Source organism: Actinomadura rayongensis (assembly GCF_009831215.1).
Lineage (GTDB): Bacteria > Actinomycetota > Actinomycetes > Streptosporangiales > Streptosporangiaceae > Spirillospora > Spirillospora rayongensis.
This window is the reverse complement of the sequence record NZ_WUTW01000008.1, coordinates 192,111-210,101: the sequence shown is the minus strand read 5'-3', so window position 1 is coordinate 210,101 and position 17,991 is coordinate 192,111. Positions and strand designations below refer to the sequence as shown.

Sequence of the window (17,991 nt, the reverse complement as noted above, 5' to 3'; positions counted from 1 at the left end):
TCGGATGAACTCACGGACGGGAGGGGACTACTTCGTCACGCCCATGTTGAGGTAGTCGTACATGCCGCCGTAGCCCAGCGTGATGCCCACGTTCGTCGCGGTCTTCGGCCGGTACAGCAGCGCCTTGGCGTAGATGATCGGCACGTCGACGGCCTGCTTCATCGCGGCCTCGTCGATGTCGCCGTACGCCTTGAGGCGCGCGGCCTCCTGGACGTTGGCGATCGCCGCGTCGAACGCGTCGTTGATCTGCTTGTCGTCCAGCTCGGGCAGGTTGTTGCCGCCGGACGGCTTGATCGCGCGGCCGTCGATGATCTGCGACAGGAACCCGTAGCCGGTCGGCCAGTCCGCGGCCCACGCCATGAGCATCATGCCGATGCCGTGGTCGTGGACGTACTTCGGAGCGCCGACGTACTTGTTGAAGTAGTCGCCGGCCGGGAACTGGACGATGTCGACCTTGATGCCGACCTTGGCCAGGCCCTGCTGGATCGCCTGGGCCATCGCGACCTCCTTCGGCCGGTCGGACCGGGCGGAGATCTTCGTGGAGAAGCCGTTGGGCTGGCCGCACGCCACCAGTTCCTGCTTAGCCTTGCCGATGGTCGCGGCGTCGAGGCCGCCGGTCTTCTGGTAGGTCTGCGGGTACAGGTCGAACTTGCGGTACCCGGCGACCGACGGCGGCAGCAGCGTCGTCGCGAGGTCGCCGCCGGCCAGCGGGCCTCCGTAGGCCGTCTGCGCGGCGACCTTGTCGGTGGCGTACTGGACCGCGGTCCGGCAGTGGATGTTGTCGAGCGGCTTCACGTGGATGTTCAGCGACATGAAGCGCAGGAAGCCCTGGTAGGGGTTATCGGTGTACCCCTTCTGGTTGCCCTGGAGCACCTTGCCCTGGGTGCCGCTCTGGACGCCGACGCCCGTGATGTCCATGTCGAGCTTGCCGGCCAGGAGCCGGTTGTCGATGTCATCGGGGTTCTGCTTGAGCTGCAGGTCGATCTTGTCCGGCAGCGCCTTGCGGATCGGGTCCGTCTTCTGGTCCCAGTACGTGTTGCGCGACAGCGTCATCGACTTGCCGCGGACGTAGCTGTCGACCTTGTACGCGCCCGAGGAGACGATCTTCGACTCGTACTTCAGGCCCGTGTCCTTGGCCTTCGGCACCGGCATCGACTGCGACATCGCGGCCAGGTAGTCGAACTCGGAGAACGGCTTGGCCAGGTGGAAGACGATCGTCTGCGGGTCCGGGGTCTCGATGGACTTCAGGCCCGAGTCGCTCTTGTCCTTGTAGGGACCCTTGTACGCGGGCGTGTTGTCCTGGAGGTACGCCTTGAAGTACTTCGGGCCGAGCTGGAGCTCGTCGGTGTAGTTGCTGCGCTCGATGGCGTACTTGACGTCCTGCGACGTGACCGTCGTGCCGTCGTCGTACTTGACGCCGGTCCGCAGCTTGTACGTCCAGGTCTTGCCGCCGTCGGCGGGGGTGCCGAGGCTCGTGGCGAGGTCCGGGACGACCTTCAGCGTCTCCTGGCCCGCGCCCGGCGCCAGGGTCGTCAGGCCGCGCCCGTACAGCCGGGCGAAGTTCTGCGTCCAGGCGTAGTAGGTGTTGCCGGGGTCCGGGGAGTCGAAGTCGTCGGAGTCCGCCAGGCGGAGCGTGCCGCCCTTCTTGTCGGACGCGTTGACGACCTTGTTCACCGCGGCGTTGTAACCGGGTCCGCTGGAGCCGCCCGACCCGCCGTTGCAGGCCGTCAGGCCCGCCCCGGTCACGAGCACGGCCACGGCGGCCGCGAGGGGTCTGATCTTCTTCATGCGCAGGCGCACCTCTTCATTCGTGTGACAGGAAGAAAACCGGGGTCACTTGGCCCGGGGGTCGAGAGCGTCCCGCAGCCCGTCACCGAGGAGGTTGAAGGCGAGGACGGTGATGAAGATCGCCAGGCCCGGCACGATCATGTACATCGGGTCGGACGAGTAGATCGGCACCGCGAGCGTGAGCATCCCGCCCCACGACGGGGTCGGCGGGATCACTCCGACGCCGAGGAACGAGAGCGCGGCCTCGAAGAGGATGTTGGTCGGGATCAGCAGCGTCGAGTACACGAGGATCGGCGCCACGAGGTTCGGCAGCAGCTCCTTGAACAGGATGTAGCCGTTGCGCGCGCCGAGGCTGCGCGCCGCGTCCACGAACTCCCGCTCGCGCAGCGACAGCGTCTGCCCGCGGATGACGCGGCCGATGTACGGCCAGTTGAAGAAGCCGATCACGAAGACGAGGACGCTCACCCGGAGCCCGTTGCCCTTGAGCCCGAACGCGCCGTCGGAGACGACCCCGACCAGCGCGATCGCGAACAGCAGGAGCGGGAAGGCGAGGAACGCGTCCATCGCGCGGCTGATCACGGTGTCGACCCAGCGGCCGAAGTACCCGGCGGTGATGCCGAGGACGACGCCGATGACGACCGACAGCAGCGTCGCCAGGAACGCCACGAGCAGCGAGATCCGCGCCCCGTGGACGATGCGGGCGAGCATGTCGCGGCCGGTGCCGGGCTCGACGCCGAGCCAGTGGTCGCCCGAGATGCCGGTGTGCCAGATGCCGCTGTTGGGCCGGTTGAACGTCGGGTCGATCAGGTCCTGGTGGTAGGTCAGCGGGGACTGGACCAGGAACGGGCCGACGATCGCCACGACGATCAGCAGCACGACGATGACGCCGCCGGTGAGCGCGACCTTGTCGCGCCGCAGGCGCAGCCAGGCGATCTGGCCCAGGGACCGGCCCTGGATCTGTTTCGCCCCGACGCCCGCGAGGACGGCCTCGGGTTGCGCCTCGGACTCCGAACCGGACACCTCGATGGGTGTGGTCACGCTTCCTACCTCCTACCGATCCGGCCGTGGTGCGGCACCGCCGCCGACGGCGTGCGGGCCGTCCGGCGACGAAGATCGTCCAGCGCCGTCCATGCCCGTCATGCCGTGTTTGCCGGAGGGATACCTCGTGCTTGAGCACGACTGTCCATCGACCGGGCGACGGACGCCAGACCCCGTATCTGACTTGTGATCTCGTCGTCATCTCGGGCACACGCGTCCGACCGGCCTAACGGGTAAATCGCCCGAATAGTACGTTCGGTCACATCCATGCTTGGACCGTTCGAAGCCCGACAACGACAAGCTTTACCGATCCGAGTCCGTTCCGATATCAACCGTCCTCCGGACGGCGATCCTCGCCGGAAGAAACACGGCCGGGGCGCCGCCCGCGCGATCACGGGCGGCGCCCCGGCCGGAACGCCCTCGAAACCGGCCCTCAGGCGGGGCCGGGCCATGCGGTTCGACTGACGCGGTCTAGCTGATGCCGCGGTTGCGCAGGATCTCCTCGATCTCCGCCAGCTCGGGGTCGCCGCCGCCGCGCCGCGCGGGCGGCTCGACCGCGCCCCGTCCGCCGCCGGCCTGCGGGCGCGCCTTCTTCCCGGCGGGCGCCTCGGCGGGCGCCGCGCCCGCGCGCCGGCTCAGCATCGCGCCGGACGACAGGTAGAGCACGACGGCGAGCCCGGCCACGCCCACGCCGATCCACTTGACGGGGCTGAACGCCAGGTCGACGAGGAACTCCGTCACGCCCGTCATGGCCGCGGCGAGCGGCACCAGCGCCAGCGACGCGCCCCGCAGCCCCGTCGCCGCGCCCCGGCGGCGGTAGACGCCCCAGCTCGCGACGAGCCCGAGGATCGTCACCCCGAGGCTGATCGCGAAGATCATCGCGTCGCTCATACCGGCCCCTCACTCCGAACGGCTGTGCTCTCCCCCATGCTCACACCGTACGCGGCCGGGTTGCTCCTTCCCAGGGACGGTTCGGAGCCGCCCGCGCCTCCTCCTCGGGCGGGATGCCGACCCCGAGACGGTCGATCACGGGAAGGTAACGGAGCGGTGGCGGGGAGGTCTCGGGATCAGGGCGCCGGGACCAGGGAGCGCAGGAACGCCAGGTCGACGTCCCGCAGCGACGCCACGACCGTCCGGCCCGGCGCCGCCGCGATCGGCAGGACGCCCGGCACCGCGACCGTGACGCAGCCCGCAGCCTCCGCCGCCGCGAGCCCGTTCGGGGAGTCCTCCAGGACGACGCACGCGCGCGGGTCGGCGCCGAGCCGCGCCGCCGCCGTCCGGTACGGCTCGGGGTCGGGCTTGGTGCGCGCCACCTCGTCGCCCGCGACCGTCACCGCGAAGTGCTCGCGGCCGATCGCGTCCAGCACCGGTTCGATGAGCCGCCGGTGGCTGGAGGACACCAGCGCCGCCGGGACGCCCGCCGCGCGGACCTCGGCCAGCAGCTCCTTGGCGCCCGGCAGCAGCGGGACGGCCGCGCCGAGGCGCTCGGCCATGCCGTCCAGCAGCCACGCCCCGACGGTCGCGGCGGGGACGTCCGCGCCGGTCAGCTCCAGCATGTAGGCGACCGCGCCGGCCAGCGAGCCGCCGACCAGCGCCTGCTGATGTTCCTCGGTCCACCGGCCGCCGAGCCGGGCGACGACCTCGAACTCGACCTCCAGCCACAGCCGCTCGGAGTCGATGAGCAGGCCGTCCATGTCGAACAGGACGGCCCGCAGCGCGCCGGGACCCTGCACGGGGGATCCTCCTCGGGGGATGAAAGGGACCCCCGAGGATAGATCACGTGTTGAAGTACTTGGCCTCGGGGTGGTGGACGACGAGCGCGTCCGCCGACTGCTCGGGGACGAGCTGCAGCTCCTCCGACAGCGTCACCCCGATCCGCTCGGGCCGCAGCAGCCGCACCAGCGTCGCGCGGTCCTCCAGGTCGGGGCAGGCGGGGTAGCCGAAGGAGTAGCGGGCGCCCCGGTAGCCGAGCCGGAAGAAGTCCTCGACGTCGTCGGCGTCCTCGGCGCCGAACCCGATCTCCGACCGGATCCGCGCGTGCCAGTACTCCATCAGCGCCTCGGTGAGCTGCACCGACAGGCCGTGCAGCTCCAGGTAGTCCCGGTAGGCGTTCTTGGCGAACAGCTCGCCGGTCGCCTCGGCGATCTTCGACCCGACCGTGACGAGCTGGAACGCGACCACGTCGGTCTCCCCCGACTCGCGCGGGCGGAAGAAGTCGGCCAGGCACAGGTGCCGGTCGCGGCGCTGGCGCGGGAAGGTGAACCGCTCGCGGTCCGAGCCGTCGGCGTTCAGGACGACCAGGTCGTCGCCCTCGCCGACGGCCGGGAAGTACCCGTAGACGACGGCCGCCTCGATGAGCTTGTCGGTCTGGATCCGGTCCAGCCACATCCGCAGCCGGGGACGGCCCTCGGTCTCGACCAGCTCCTCGTAGGACGGGCCGTCGCCGCCCCGCGCGGGCTTCAGCCCCCACTGCCCCATGAAGGTGGCGCGCTCGTCCAGGAACGCGGCGTAGTCGGCCAGCGGGACGCCCTTGACGATCCGGTCGCCGAAGAACGGCGGCGCGGGCACCTTGTTGTCGGTGGCGACGTCGGACCGGGACGGCATGTCCTCGGGCTCGGTGACCTTCAGCGTCGCGCCCTTCTTGACCCGCCGCTCGCGCAGCGGGGGCAGCGCCGCGCCCTCCTCGCCGCGCTTGACGGCCATGAACGCGTCCATGAGCCGCAGGCCCTCGAACGCGTCGCGGGCGTAGCGGACCTCTCCGTCGAACAGCTCGGCGAGGTCCTGCTCGACGTAGGCGCGGGTGAGGGCGGCGCCGCCGAGCAGCACCGGCCACCGGTCCGCGAGGCCCCGGGCGTTCAGCTCCTCCAGGTTCTCCTTCATGATCACCGTGGACTTCACCAGCAGCCCGGACATCCCGACGACGTCGGCGCGCTCGCGCTCGGCGGCCTCCAGGATCGCGTTCATCGGCTGCTTGATGCCGAGGTTCACGACCTCGTAGCCGTTGTTGGACAGGATGATGTCCACGAGGTTCTTGCCGATGTCGTGGACGTCGCCCTTGACGGTCGCGAGCACGATCCGGCCCTTGCCGCCGTCGGCGGACTTCTCCATGTGCGGTTCGAGGTAGGCGACGGCGGTCTTCATGACCTCCGCGCTCTGCAGGACGAAGGGGAGCTGCATCTGCCCGGAGCCGAACAGCTCGCCGACGGTCTTCATGCCGTCCAGCAGCACGTCGTTGACGATCTCCAGGGCGGGGCGCTCGGTGAGGGCCGCGTCCAGGTCGGCGTTGAGGCCGTCCAGCTCGCCGTCCACGATGCGGCGCTTGAGCCGGTCGAACAGCGGCAGCGCCATCAGCTCGGCGGCGCGGTCGGCCTTCAGCGCGGCGGTGTCGACGCCCTCGAACAGCTCCATGAACTTGTGCAGCGGGTCGTAGCCCTCGGACCGGCGGTCGTACACCAGGTCCAGCGCGACCTTGCGCTGCTCCTCGGGGATCCGCGCCATCGGCAGGATCTTGGACGCGTGGACGATCGCCGAGTCCAGCCCGGCCTCGGCGCACTCGTGCAGGAACACCGAGTTCAGGACGATCCGCGCCGCCGGGTTCAGCCCGAACGACACGTTCGACAGGCCGAGCGTGGTCTGCACGTCCGGGTAGCGGCGCTTCAGCCCGCGGATGGCCTCGATGGTCTCCAGCGCGTCGCGGCGCGACTCCTCCTGGCCGGTGCCGATCGTGAAGGTGAGGGTGTCGACGATGATGTCCTCGACGCGCATCCCCCACGTGCCGGTCAGCAGCTCGATGATCCGGGACGCGATCTCGATCTTCTTCTCGGCGGTGCGGGCCTGGCCCTCCTCGTCGATGGTGAGCGCGATGACGGCCGCGCCGTGCTCCTTGACGGCGGGCATGAGCCGCGCCATCCGGGAGCCGGGGCCGTCGCCGTCCTCCAGGTTCACCGAGTTGATCACCGCGCGCCCGCCGAGCGTCTCCAGCCCGGCGACGATCACGTCGACCTCGGTGGAGTCCAGGACGATGGGGAGCGTCGCGGCCGTCGCGAACCGGAAGCCCAGCTCGCGCATGTCGGCGACGCCGTCGCGGCCCACGTAGTCGACGCAGAGGTCGAGCATGTGGGCGCCGTCGCGGGCCTGGTCGCGGGCGATCTTGACGCAGTCGTCCCAGCGCCGCTCCAGCATCGCCTCGCGGAACGCCTTGGAGCCGTTGGCGTTGGTGCGCTCCCCGATCGCCAGGTAGGAGGTGTCCTGCCGGAACGGGACGTGCTGGTACAGCGAGGACGCGCCCGCCTCGGGCCGGGGGTCGCGGGCGGCGATCTCCCGCCCCCGGACCCGCGCCACGACGCGGCGCAGGTGCTCGGGGGTCGTCCCGCAGCAGCCGCCGACCAGCGACAGGCCGAACTCGCGGGTGAAGGCGTCGTGGGCGTCGGCCAGCTCGCAGGGGGTCAGGGGGTAGCGGGCGCCGTCGGCCGACAGCTCCGGCAGGCCCGCGTTCGGCATGCAGGACAGGCCGATCCTGGCGTGCCGGGCCAGGTAGCGCAGGTGCTCGCTCATCTCGGCGGGGCCGGTCGCGCAGTTCAGCCCGATGAGGTCGATGCCCATCGGCTCCAGCGCGGTGAGCGCGGCGCCGATCTCCGAGCCCATGAGCATCGCGCCGTTCTGCTCGATCGTCACCTGCCCGATCAGCACGATGTCGGCTCCGGCGGCGTCGATGGCGCGGCGGGCGCCGATCAGCGCGGCCTTGGCCTGGAGCAGGTCCTGGCAGGTCTCGACGAGGATCGCGTCCACGCCGCCCGCGATGAGCCCCTCGGCGTTCCGCCGGTAGGCGTCGCGCAGCTCGGCGAACGTGACGTGGCCGAGCGTCGGGAGCTTGGTGCCCGGGCCGACCGACCCGATGACGTAGCGCGGCCGGTCCGGCGCGGCGAAGGAGTCGGCGACCTCGCGGGCGATCCGGGCGCCCGCCTCCGACAGCTCGTGGATCCGTTCGGTGATGCCGTACTCGCCGAGGTTGCCGAGGTTGGCGCCGAAGGTGTTGGTCTCGACGGCGTCCACGCCCGCCTCGAAGTACGCGGCGTGGACGGAGCGGACGATGTCGGGGCGGGTGACGTTCAGGACCTCGTTGCAGCCCTCGTGCCCCTCGAAGTCGTCGAGGGTCGGCCCGGCCTCCTGGAGCATCGTCCCCATGCCTCCGTCGGCCACCACGACGCGTTCCCGAAGGGCCTGGCGCAGGGACACCGGTTGCGGAGTGCTCATGGTGCTCCAGCCTAACCGGGGCGGCCCCCGGTCTCCCGTGGCTCCCGGCGGCCGTTCTGGCGCACCGGGCAACGGACCGATAACGTGCCCCTCCCAGACTACTAACCGGTAAGGAGCGGCATGAGCGCGTACCGCACCATTCTCGTCGGCACCGACGGCTCGAAAACCTCGTTCCGCGCGGTCGACCGGGCCGCCCAGCTTGCCGCCGCGACCGGCGCCACGCTGCTGCTCGCGTCCGCGTACAACCCGATGCCCGAGAAGGAGCGGCTGAGCGCCGCCGACCGGCTCGGCGACCTCGCCTACAAGGTGCAGGGCTCCACGCCCGCCGAGGACGCCCTGCGCGCCGCGCGGGAGCGGGCGGTCGCGGCCGGCGCCAAGGACATCGAGGAGGTCGCGCGGGAGGGCGACGCGGTGGACGTCATCTCCGGCATCGCCCGGGACCGCGAGGCCGACCTCGTCGTCGTCGGGAACCGGGGCCTGAACTCGCTGGCCGGGCGCATCCTCGGGTCCGTCCCGGCGAACCTGTCGCACCGGTCGCCGTGCGACGTGCTGATCGTCCACACCACCGACGGCAAGCGCTGACCGGACCCGACCGCCGCCCCGGCCCCGCCGTCGGGCCGCCCGAACGCCGCGTCCGGGCGGCCCGACGGCGGGGTGGGTCGCTCCGCGAGGACGTAGGCTGGCCATCACCGATCTTGCGCGGCGGCCCTCCGGAAATACCGCGCCGTCCGGTGACGCTGTACCCGACGTCGGAAGGAGGCAGCGCGTGGTCGAACTGGAGAGCGTGCCTGAACTGGTCGATCCGGTCGTCGTGGCCGCCTTTGAAGGGTGGAACGACGCGGGAGAGTCCGCGAGCGGGGTCGTCCGGCACCTCGCGGCGAGCTGGGAGTCCACTCCCATCGCCGAACTCGACCCGGACGACTACTACGACTTCCAGGTGACCCGGCCGGTCGTGGAGATGACCGACGGCGAGAGCCGCGGGATCTCCTGGCCCACGACCCGGGTGTCGTGGGCGCGGCTTCCCACCGGGCGGGACGTCGTGCTCGTCCACGGGATCGAGCCGAACATGCGGTGGCGCTCGTTCTGCGCCGAGCTGGTCGGGCTGATGCTGGAGCTGGACGTGACGAAGGTCGTGCTGCTCGGCGCGCTGCTGGCCGACGCGCCGCACACCCGTCCGGTGCCGGTGACGGGGTCGGCGTCCGAGCCCGGCCTGATCACGACGCTCAGCCTGGAGCCGACGCGCTACGAGGGGCCGACGGGGATCCTCGGCGTCCTCCAGGACGCGTGCGCCAAGGCCGACCTCAGCACGGTCGCGCTGTGGGCGGCGGTGCCGCACTACGTCGCGCAGCCGCCGTCACCGAAGGCGACGCTGGCGCTGGTCCGCCGCGTGGAGGACCTGCTGGACATCACCGTCCCGCTCGGCGAGCTGCCCGAGGAGGCGCGGGCCTGGGAGAACGGCGTCAACGAGCTGGCCGAGGAGGACTCCGAGGTCGCCGAGTACGTCCGGACGCTGGAGGAGCAGAAGGACGCCGCCGACCTGCCCGAGGCCACCGGCGACGCCATCGCCCGCGACTTCGAGCGCTACCTGCGCCGCCGCGACGCGGGCTGACGGCCGCCACGATGACGGGGAACGGGCCGAGGCCCGGCCCCCGTCGACGGCCCGCCCGCGCCGTCGAGCGCGTCCCACGATGCTTTTCTCTTCCGACATTCCGGGCGGAGGCGCCCGCGGCCGGTGAGCCGCGCGGCGGGCGGCCCGCCCGCTGCTGTGAGTTATTGACAGGCGGTCGAAGAGGGGCTTGCGGGGGTCGGTCCGGTGCGCGACGATGCCGGGACCGCACCCGGCGGAAGGACCGTGATGACCGCTCCCGTCCCCGACCGCGACGTGCTGCGGAGGCTGGCCGCCGAGCCCGCCGTGATGCTCGCCGCGGGCCGCGCGCTGCTGCTGCAGGTCGCGCAACCGGCGGTCGCGCGGGGCGTGGCCGAGCACAGCGACATGCGGGACCGTCCGCTGGACCGGCTGTTCGGGACGCTGGACTTCCTCGCGATCGTCGCGTTCGGCGCGCCGGACGAGGCCGAGCGGCTCGGGCGCGGGATCCGCCGCCTCCACGAGCGCATCACCGGCCCCGGCTACTCCGGCAACGACCCCGATCTGCAGGTGTGGGTGAACGCCACGCTCACGGACGCGGCGCTGTACGTCCATGAGGAGATCCTCGGCTCCCCCGGCGGCGACCTGTCGGGCGCGTACGTCGAGCAGGCCCGGTACGTCGCGGACGTGCTCGGGTGCCCGCCCGGCGCACAGCCCGCCGACCTCGCCGCGTTCCGCGCCTACATGGACCGCATGATCGGCTCGCTGGAGGTCACCGACGACGGACGCGAGGTCGCCCGCGCCGTCCTGCGGGCGCGCAAGCTGTGGTGGCTGTGGCCCGGGCTGTGGCTGTTCCGGTTCATCACGACCGGGGTGCTGCCGCCGCGCGTCCGGGAGCAGTACGGGCTGCCGTGGGGGCCGCGCCGGGAGCGGTTCCTGTGGTTCCTGCTGCGGACGGGCGCGTTCTGCTACCGGCTCGTCCCGGGGCCGCTGCGCCGCGCGGGCGCGCCGCTGGCGCTGTGGCGGGCGCGGCGGCGGATGGCGCGCCGCGCTCGCAGGTCGGCGGACGCGGCGGCGCGGGCCGCCGCGTGACCGGACGCTAGAGGACGACGCCGAGCAGCGCGTCGGCGACCGCGCGGATCCGGGCGGGCGCGCCGGAGTCGGTCCCCTCGCTCTCGGCCCAGCGGTCCAGCGCGGCGAGCGCGCCGGGGGCGTCGAGATCGTCGGCGAGGCGGGCGCGGACCTGCGCGGCCGTCGCGGCGGCGTCCGGGCCGGCCGGACGCGCGACCGCCGCCCGCCAGCGCTCCAGCCGCTCCCGCGCGGCCGTCAGGTCCGCGCCCGTCCACTCCCAGTCCGCCCGGTAGTGGTGGGCGAGCAGCGCCAGCCGGATCGCCATCGGGTCCGTGCCGTCCTTGCGCAGCCGCGAGACGAACACGAGGTTCCCCCGCGACTTGGACATCTTCTCGCCGTCCAGCGCGACCATGCCCGCGTGGACGTAGGCGCGGGCGTGCGGGCGCTCCCCGGTGGCGACCTGCGCGTGCGCGGCGCTCATCTCGTGGTGCGGGAACGCCAGGTCCGAACCGCCGCCCTCGACGTCGAAGGCCATCCCGAGGTGTTCGAGCGAGATCGCCGAGCACTCGACGTGCCAGCCGGGGCGGCCGACGCCGAACGGCGACTCCCAGCCGGGCTCGCCGGGCCGCCGCGCCAGCCACAGCAGCGCGTCGAGCGGGTCCCGCTTGCCGGGACGGTCCGGGTCGCCGCCCCGCTCGGCGAAGATCGGCGCCATCGCCGTCCGGTCCAGGCGGCTGACCTCGCCGAAGGCCGGGTCCGCCGCGACCGGGAAGTAGATGTCGCCGTCCACCTCGTAGGCGGCGTCCTTGGCGCGCAGCTTCTCGACCATCTCCACGACCAGCGGGATCGCCTCGACCGCGCCGACGTACTGGGCGGGCGGCAGGATCCGCAGCGCCTCCATGTCGGTGCGGAACAGTTCGATCTCGCGGTCGGCGAGCGCGCGCCAGTCCTCGCCGGTCCGCTCGGCACGTTCCAGCAGGGGGTCGTCCACATCGGTGGCGTTCTGAACGTAATGGACGTCGTGCCCGAGGTCCCGCCAGACTCGGTTGACCAGGTCGAACGCCAGATACGTGTTGGCGTGCCCGAGATGCGTCGCGTCGTAGGGGGTGATCCCGCAGACGTACATCCGCGCCGTCGGACCGGGCTCGGTCGCGCGGACGGCGCCCGTCCCCGTGTCGTACAGGCGGAGCGGCCCGGTCGCCGCGGGCAGCCCGGCGGCGGTGAGACGGGGGACTTCGGGAGCGGACCACGATCGCATGAGCCGAGCTTATCCGTGGCCGACTCGCGCCGTTAAGCCGAGATCGCCCTCCGGCCGCGGGCGCCGCTCAGGCCAGCCGGACGCGCGGATCCAGGAACGAGTAGCCGATGTCGACCAGCAGGTTCGCCGCCACGACGAACAGCGTCACGACCAGCGTCACCCCGATGATGACCGGGGTGTCGCCGAGCGCGATGGACTGGTAGACGAGCTGCCCGACGCCCTGGAGCCCGAACACCTTCTCGGTGACGATCGTGGACCCGATGAGCGCGCCGAGGTCGATGCCGAACTGGGTGACGACCGGCGTCAGCGCCGCCCGCAGCCCGTGCCGGTACACCACGCGGCGCTCCGACAGGCCCTTGGCACGGGCGGTGCGGATGTAGTCCTCGCCGAGGACGTCCAGCATCGACCCGCGCGTCAGCCGCGTGTACGTCGCGATCATCAGGAACGCCAGCGCGATCCACGGCAGGACCATGCGCTGCAGGAAGTGCTCCTGCAGCGGCGGCCCTGCCTCGAACCAGTGGATCCCGGCCAGGCCGAGTTCGGTGGAGAACAGGAACAGCAGCACCAGCGCCATCACGAACGGCGGCGTGGACAGGCCGACCAGCACGAACAGCGTCGCGACGCGGTCGCCGAGGCCCCGCGCCCGCGTCGCGCTGAACACGCCCGTCGCCACCCCGCCGACGAACCACAGGACGCCCGCGCCGAACACCAGCCACAGCGTCGTCGGGAGCCGGTCGGCGATCAGCGACGTCACCGACGTCCCGTTGACGTAGGAGTCGCCGAGGTCGCCGCGCACCAGCCGGCCGAGCCACTGCCCGTACTGGACGATCGCGGGCTGGTCCAGGCCGAGGTTGCGGCGGATCTGCGCGAGCGTGTCGGTGGTCGCGCGCGGGCCGCCGATGACGCGCTCGACCGGCACCGGCGACACGTGCAGGAACACGAACACGAGCGTCGACACGAGCCACAGCACGAGGACGGCGTAGAGCAGCCTGCGGATCACGAAACGCAGCACGGGGTCACCTCTTCCCGATCAGGCGCTCGCTGCGCGGGTCGAGGGCGTCGCGGATCCCGTCGCCGAGCAGGTTGAACGACAGGGTGGTCAGCAGCAGCAGGATCGCGGGGACGGCGAGCAGCCACCACGCCGTCTGGAACACGTCGCTGCCCTCGCCGAGCATCGACCCCCAGCTCGGCATCGGCAGCCGCACCCCGACGCCGAGGAACGACAGCGTCGCCTCGAACACGATCGAGGTCGGGATGAGCAGGGACGTCAGGACGGTCACCTGCGCGACGAGGTTCGGCAGGACGTCCACGAACATGATCCGCAGGTTGCCCGCGCCGAGCGACCGGGCCGCCTCGACGAACTCCTTCTCCTTCAGCGACAGCACCTGGCCCCGGATGATCCGGCCGAACGCCGCGAACGAGAAGAACGCGATCACGATGATCGTCAGCGTGAGGCTGGAGAACACCGACGAGATCTGGAACGTCGTCGCCAGCATGATCGCGACGAGCAGGTAGGGCAGCGCGAGCGTCAGGTCCATCAGCCGGGCGAGCAGCGTGTCGAGCCAGCCGCCGACGAACCCGGCGAGCGTCCCCACCGCGACGCCGAGCAGCGACGCCAGCACCGACGCGACCACCCCGACGATCAGCGAGATCCGCGCCCCGTACGCCGCGCGGACGAGCACGTCGCGGCCGAGCTGGTCGGCGCCGAGCCAGAAGTGCCGGGACGGGCCGACCGGCTGGCCGTCCACGTCCAGCGCCGTCTTCGGGAACGTCGCGTCGTAGGGATGGCCCGTCCACGACGCCCACAGCGGCGCCATCGCCGCGAACGCGACCATCAGCGCGAGCACGACGAGCGACACCACCGCGAGCTTGTCGCGCCGGAACCGCGCCCACGCGAGCCGGAACGGCGACCGCCCCCGCACCGAGGCCGCAGGCCCCGGCTCCACCGGCACGGCCTCGGCCTGCAAGTCCGAATAGCTCATGGAGCCGCCTCCGGAAGGTCGGGGTCGGTGGAGACCTGGGCGATGCCGGCCTCGCGGCGGGCCAAGCGCTCGCCGGGCTCGACCGGGAAGTGGCAGGCCGTCACGTGGTCGGACGGGTCGCCGGCGCGCGGGACGAGCGGCGGGTCCTCGACGGTGCAGCGGTCCTGCGCCTTCGGGCAGCGCGGATGGAACCGGCAGCCGGACGGCGGGTCGATCGGCGACGGGACGTCCCCCGTCAGCACGATGCGCTCCGCGCGGGCCGCCTCGTCGGGGTCGGCGATCGACGCCGCCGACAGCAGCGCCGCCGAGTACGGGTGCCGGGGCCGTCCGTACAGGCCGGACGCGGGCGCCGACTCCACGATCCGCCCGAGGTACATCACCGCGACCCGGTCGCTGACGTACCGGACGACCGACAGATCGTGCGCGATGAAGATGTAGGTCAGGCCCAGCTCGGTCTGCAGGTCCCGCAGCAGGTTGATCACCTGCGCCTGGATGGACACGTCCAGCGCCGACACCGGCTCGTCGCACACCACCAGGCGCGGCCGGACGGCCAGGGCCCGCGCCACGCCGATCCGCTGCCGCTGCCCGCCGGAGAACTCGGCCGGGAACCGGTTGTAGTGCTCGGGGTTCAGCCCGACGAGTTCCATCAGCTCCTGGACGCGGCGGCGGCGCTCGGCCCCGTCGGCGAGCCCGTGGATCGCGAACGGGTCCCCGATGATCGACCCGACGCGGCGGCGCGGGTTCAGCGACCCGTACGGGTCCTGGAAGATCATCTGGACGTCGCGGCGGAACGCCTTCAGCCCGGCCCGCGACAGCCGGGTGATGTCGGTGCCCTCGAAGAAGATCCGCCCGGCCGTGACGGGGTGCAGCCCGGTGAGGCAGCGCGCCAGCGTGGACTTGCCCGACCCGGTCTCCCCCACGATCCCGAGCGTCTCGCCGCGCCGGACCGACAGGTCGACGCCGTCGACGGCGTGGACGCGCGCGATCTCCTTCTTGAACACGATCCCCTGCCGGATGGGGAAGTGCTTCACCACGCCCTCGGCCGCCACGAGGACGTCGTCCTCGCCCGTCATCGGCCGCTCCCCTCGTCCGCGCCGGACCGTCCGCGCCGCGCGGCCTCGGCGCGGGCGGTCTCGGCGCGCTCGTCCAGCCCGGCGATGTCGTGCGGCAGCCAGCACGCCGAGACGTGCTCGGTGCCCGGGTCCAGGCGGGGCTCGCCCGCCGGGTCCAGCGGCGGCTCGTCCACCGGGCAGCGGTCCATGACGTACGGGCAGCGCGGATGGAACACGCACCCGGACGGCAGGTTGATCAGGCTCGGCGGCTGGCCGCTGATCGTCCGCAGCCGGTCCCCGCCGGTGGCCGACGGCACCGACTCCAGCAGGCCCTTGGTGTAGGGGTGGTGCGGCCGGTAGTAGAGGTCGCGGCGGCCCGCGACCTCGGCCGGACGTCCCCCGTACATGACCAGCACCTCGTCGGCCATGTCCGCGATCACGCCGAGGTCGTGGGTGATCATGATGAGGGCGGTGTCGAACTCGCGCTGCAGCCGCCGCATCAGGTCGAGGATCTGCGCCTGGACGGTCGCGTCGAGCGCCGTCGTGGGCTCGTCGGCGATGATCAGCTTGGGGTTGAGCGCCAGCGCCATCGCGATCATCGCGCGCTGGCGCATCCCGCCGGAGAACTGGTGCGGGTAGTCGTCCGCGCGCCGGTCCGGACGCGGGATGCCGACGAGTCCGAGCATCTCCACCGCCCGCTTGCGGGCCTGCTCCCGCGTGGCCTTGCCGTCGTGCGCGCGGATCATCTCCTCGATCTGGCGGCCGACCCGGTACAGCGGGTGCAGGCTGGACAGCGGGTCCTGGAAGATCATGCCGATCTCGGCGCCGCGCAGCTCGCGCATCCGCCGGTCGGAGACCGTCAGCAGGTCCTGCCCCTCGAACAGCGCCCGGCCGGTGACGCGGGCGCCCGGGGTGAGGCGCATCAGCGTCTGGGTCGCGACGCTCTTGCCGGAGCCGGACTCGCCGACGATGCCGAGCGTCCGGCCCCGGTCCAGGGCGAACGACATGCCCCGGACGGCGCGCACCACGCCGTCCGGGGTGTCGAAGGAGACCCGCAGGTCGGTGACCTGGAGAAGTGTCATCGGCGCCCTTTCGCGTCCGAGCGGGGGACCGGCGCGGTCAGGACAGGCCGACCTGGCCGAAGTCGAAGCCCTGGTACATCGGCAGGTAGAGCGTGTTCTTCGCCCGGGACGAGTGGAAGATCGGGTACTTCTGGTTCATGAAGGGCACGACGGCGGCGTCCTGCATGATGAGCTTGTCGGCCGCGGCCCAGAACCCGGCGGCGGCGCCCGCGTCCTTGGCCTCCAGCGCCTTGTCGATGAGCTGGTTGACCTTCGGGTTGTCGTAGCCGCCGTAGTCGGTGGAGTTGGGTCCGTAGTGGCGGCCGTCGAACAGCGGGACGATGTTGGTGCGCCCGTTGTTGCCGTACCAGTCGGGGATCCAGCCGGGACCCGCGATGTCCCACTTGCCGGCCTTGGCGTCGGCGGGCGTCACGAGCGTCGTGTTGTAGAAGGTGCCGTTGGTGTCGGGCGTGAGGTTGGCGGTGATGCCGCACGCCTTGAGGTTCGCCTGCACCGACTGCGCGATCTTCGGGTGGTTGCTGGACACGCGGTACGGGAACTTCAGCGTGATCCCGTTCGGGTACCCCGCGGCGGCGAGCGTCTGCTTGCATTTGTTCGGGTCGCCGCCGTTGCCCGGCGTCGGGTACAGGTTGAACTGCTGGTAGCCGACGCTGCGCGGCGGGATGACCTGGTTGAGCACTTCGCTGACGTCCGGGCCGCCGTAGATCTGGACGAGCGCCGTCTTGTCGATCGCGTACTGGATCGCCTGCCGGACCTGGACCTTGCCGAGCGCGCCGCCGTTGTTCGGGCTGAGCGTGTTGAAGACGAGGTAGGGGTTGCTGGTCGACCCGTCCATGATCTTGAAGTTGGCGTTGCCCTTGAGGCTCGGGATCTTCGACGTCGGGACGGTCTGGTCCCAGGACAGGTCCGCCGAGCCCTGCTCCATCTGCTGCTGGACGACGTCCGGCGAGTCCTGCCCCATCGTGATCTGGATGCGCTGCGGCTTCTGCGCGCGGAGCTGGTCGGTCTGCGCGCTCCACGCCGGGTTGCGGTCCAGGACGTACTGCTTGTTCGGCGTGTACGAGGTGATCTGGTACGGGCCGTCGGAGATGGTGTGCGTCCGGAACTGCGGGCTGTCGGGGATGTAGCGGTCGTACTCGACGGGCGCGGCGGCGGCGAACTGCAGGCCGAGGATGTTGGTGAAGTCGCTGGCGGGCGCGGTGAGCTTGACGACGAGCGTCTTGTCGTCGCGCGCGGTGAGCCCGGCGACGTCGTGGCCGTTCTGGTAGTCGGCCATCGCCTTCGGGTCCTTGGCGTCGACCTTGCCGTAGCCGTCGCAGAAGTCCGAGAGGCCCTGGATCGTCTCGGTGTAGTAGGCCATGCCGCCGGACGGCTTGGCCGGGTTGCAGATCCGCTTGATGCCCCGGACGAAGTCGGCCGCCGTCACCTCGCGCGGCGGCTGCGTGTTCCACCGGACGCCCTGCTTGAGCTTGATCGTGTACGTCCTGCCGTCGGCGCTGATCCCGCCGTTCTGCTGCGTCGGCAGGTCGGCGGCGACGTCCGGGCGGACCTTGATGGCCTCCTCGAACGTGTCGCTGCCCCGGAAGCTGAACAGCGCCCGCGCGAACTGCCGGGTCAGCAGGCTGCTGACGGTGGTGTAGCCGCTGGAGGTGTCGAGGTGGTCGACGTCGGCGGACCCGACGACCTTGAGCGTGCCGCCCGTCCCGCCACCGCCGCCGCCCCCGCCGCCGCAGGCCGCGAGACCGAGCGCGACCGCGCCGATGCCGGCGGCGATCGCCGCCGTCCGTCCGCTGAACGCCATGAGCACTCCCCCGTCGTCCGACGCCCCCTGAGGGCCATCTCGGAGTGGCTGCCCCGTGACGGCCCAGGAAGATCGCACCAG

General features: G+C 71.8%; 14 protein-coding genes. 3 read left to right on the top strand and 11 right to left on the bottom strand.

The window, feature by feature from the left end; genetic code table 11:
• Window positions 1-27: 27 nt before the first annotated feature.
• The 5 genes from GQ466_RS27480 to metH form a co-directional block, all read right to left on the bottom strand.
• The gene (locus GQ466_RS27480) at window positions 28-1,788 is read right to left on the bottom strand and encodes an ABC transporter substrate-binding protein (protein WP_161105954.1); all 1,761 of its coding nucleotides are present in this window, start codon (window positions 1,786-1,788) and stop codon (window positions 28-30) included.
• Window positions 1,789-1,833: 45 nt separating this feature from the next.
• Window positions 1,834-2,826, bottom strand: coding sequence for an ABC transporter permease subunit (locus tag GQ466_RS27475; RefSeq protein WP_161105953.1), 993 nt, complete (start codon window positions 2,824-2,826; stop codon window positions 1,834-1,836).
• 471 nt (window positions 2,827-3,297) lie between these two features.
• The gene (locus GQ466_RS27470) at window positions 3,298-3,717 is read right to left on the bottom strand and encodes a hypothetical protein (protein ID WP_161105952.1); all 420 of its coding nucleotides are present in this window, start codon (window positions 3,715-3,717) and stop codon (window positions 3,298-3,300) included.
• A 176-nt stretch (window positions 3,718-3,893) separates the two neighbouring features.
• The gene (locus GQ466_RS27465; RefSeq protein ID WP_337193647.1) at window positions 3,894-4,559 is read right to left on the bottom strand and encodes an HAD family hydrolase; all 666 of its coding nucleotides are present in this window, start codon (window positions 4,557-4,559) and stop codon (window positions 3,894-3,896) included.
• A gap of 43 nt (window positions 4,560-4,602) precedes the next feature.
• Window positions 4,603-8,079 (bottom strand): methionine synthase, encoded by a 3,477-nt coding sequence (gene metH / locus GQ466_RS27460; protein WP_161105951.1) that lies wholly within the window; start codon window positions 8,077-8,079, stop codon window positions 4,603-4,605.
• A 120-nt stretch (window positions 8,080-8,199) separates the two neighbouring features.
• Here metH and GQ466_RS27455 point away from each other — a divergent pair, with 120 nt between their 5' ends.
• The 3 genes from GQ466_RS27455 (at window position 8,200) to GQ466_RS27445 (ending at window position 10,756) form a co-directional block, all read left to right on the top strand.
• Complete coding sequence (locus tag GQ466_RS27455; RefSeq protein WP_161105950.1) at window positions 8,200-8,661, top strand: universal stress protein; 462 nt, start codon at window positions 8,200-8,202, stop codon at window positions 8,659-8,661.
• A gap of 184 nt (window positions 8,662-8,845) precedes the next feature.
• Window positions 8,846-9,688 carry a PAC2 family protein gene (locus GQ466_RS27450; RefSeq protein WP_103566669.1) on the top strand — a complete coding sequence of 281 codons (843 nt, stop codon included), beginning with the start codon at window positions 8,846-8,848 and terminating at the stop codon, window positions 9,686-9,688.
• Window positions 9,689-9,934: 246 nt separating this feature from the next.
• Window positions 9,935-10,756 (top strand): oxygenase MpaB family protein, encoded by an 822-nt coding sequence (locus tag GQ466_RS27445; protein ID WP_161105949.1) that lies wholly within the window; start codon window positions 9,935-9,937, stop codon window positions 10,754-10,756.
• A gap of 7 nt (window positions 10,757-10,763) precedes the next feature.
• On the opposite strand, the gene mshC is transcribed toward GQ466_RS27445, so the two are convergent.
• The 6 genes from mshC to GQ466_RS27415 form a co-directional block, all read right to left on the bottom strand.
• Window positions 10,764-11,993, bottom strand: coding sequence for a cysteine--1-D-myo-inosityl 2-amino-2-deoxy-alpha-D-glucopyranoside ligase (gene mshC / locus GQ466_RS27440; RefSeq protein WP_161105948.1), 1,230 nt, complete (start codon window positions 11,991-11,993; stop codon window positions 10,764-10,766).
• A gap of 67 nt (window positions 11,994-12,060) precedes the next feature.
• Window positions 12,061-13,005, bottom strand: a complete 945-nt coding sequence (locus GQ466_RS27435) for an ABC transporter permease subunit (protein WP_161105947.1) — start codon at window positions 13,003-13,005, stop codon at window positions 12,061-12,063.
• Window positions 13,006-13,009: 4 nt separating this feature from the next.
• A complete protein-coding gene (locus tag GQ466_RS27430; RefSeq protein WP_161105946.1) occupies window positions 13,010-13,975 on the bottom strand; it encodes an ABC transporter permease in 966 nt (321 codons plus the stop codon).
• On the bottom strand, window positions 13,972-15,048 hold the full coding sequence (locus GQ466_RS27425) for an ABC transporter ATP-binding protein (protein WP_161105945.1): 1,077 nt from the start codon (window positions 15,046-15,048) through the stop codon (window positions 13,972-13,974). Before GQ466_RS27425 ends, GQ466_RS27430 begins: the two co-directional genes overlap by 4 nt.
• A complete protein-coding gene (locus GQ466_RS27420) occupies window positions 15,045-16,109 on the bottom strand; it encodes an ABC transporter ATP-binding protein (protein WP_161105944.1) in 1,065 nt (354 codons plus the stop codon). The genes GQ466_RS27425 and GQ466_RS27420 overlap by 4 nt, the downstream gene beginning before the upstream one ends.
• A gap of 37 nt (window positions 16,110-16,146) precedes the next feature.
• Window positions 16,147-17,910: an ABC transporter substrate-binding protein gene (locus GQ466_RS27415; protein WP_161105943.1), complete on the bottom strand. Its 1,764-nt coding sequence runs from the start codon at window positions 17,908-17,910 to the stop codon at window positions 16,147-16,149.
• Window positions 17,911-17,991 lie beyond the last annotated feature (81 nt).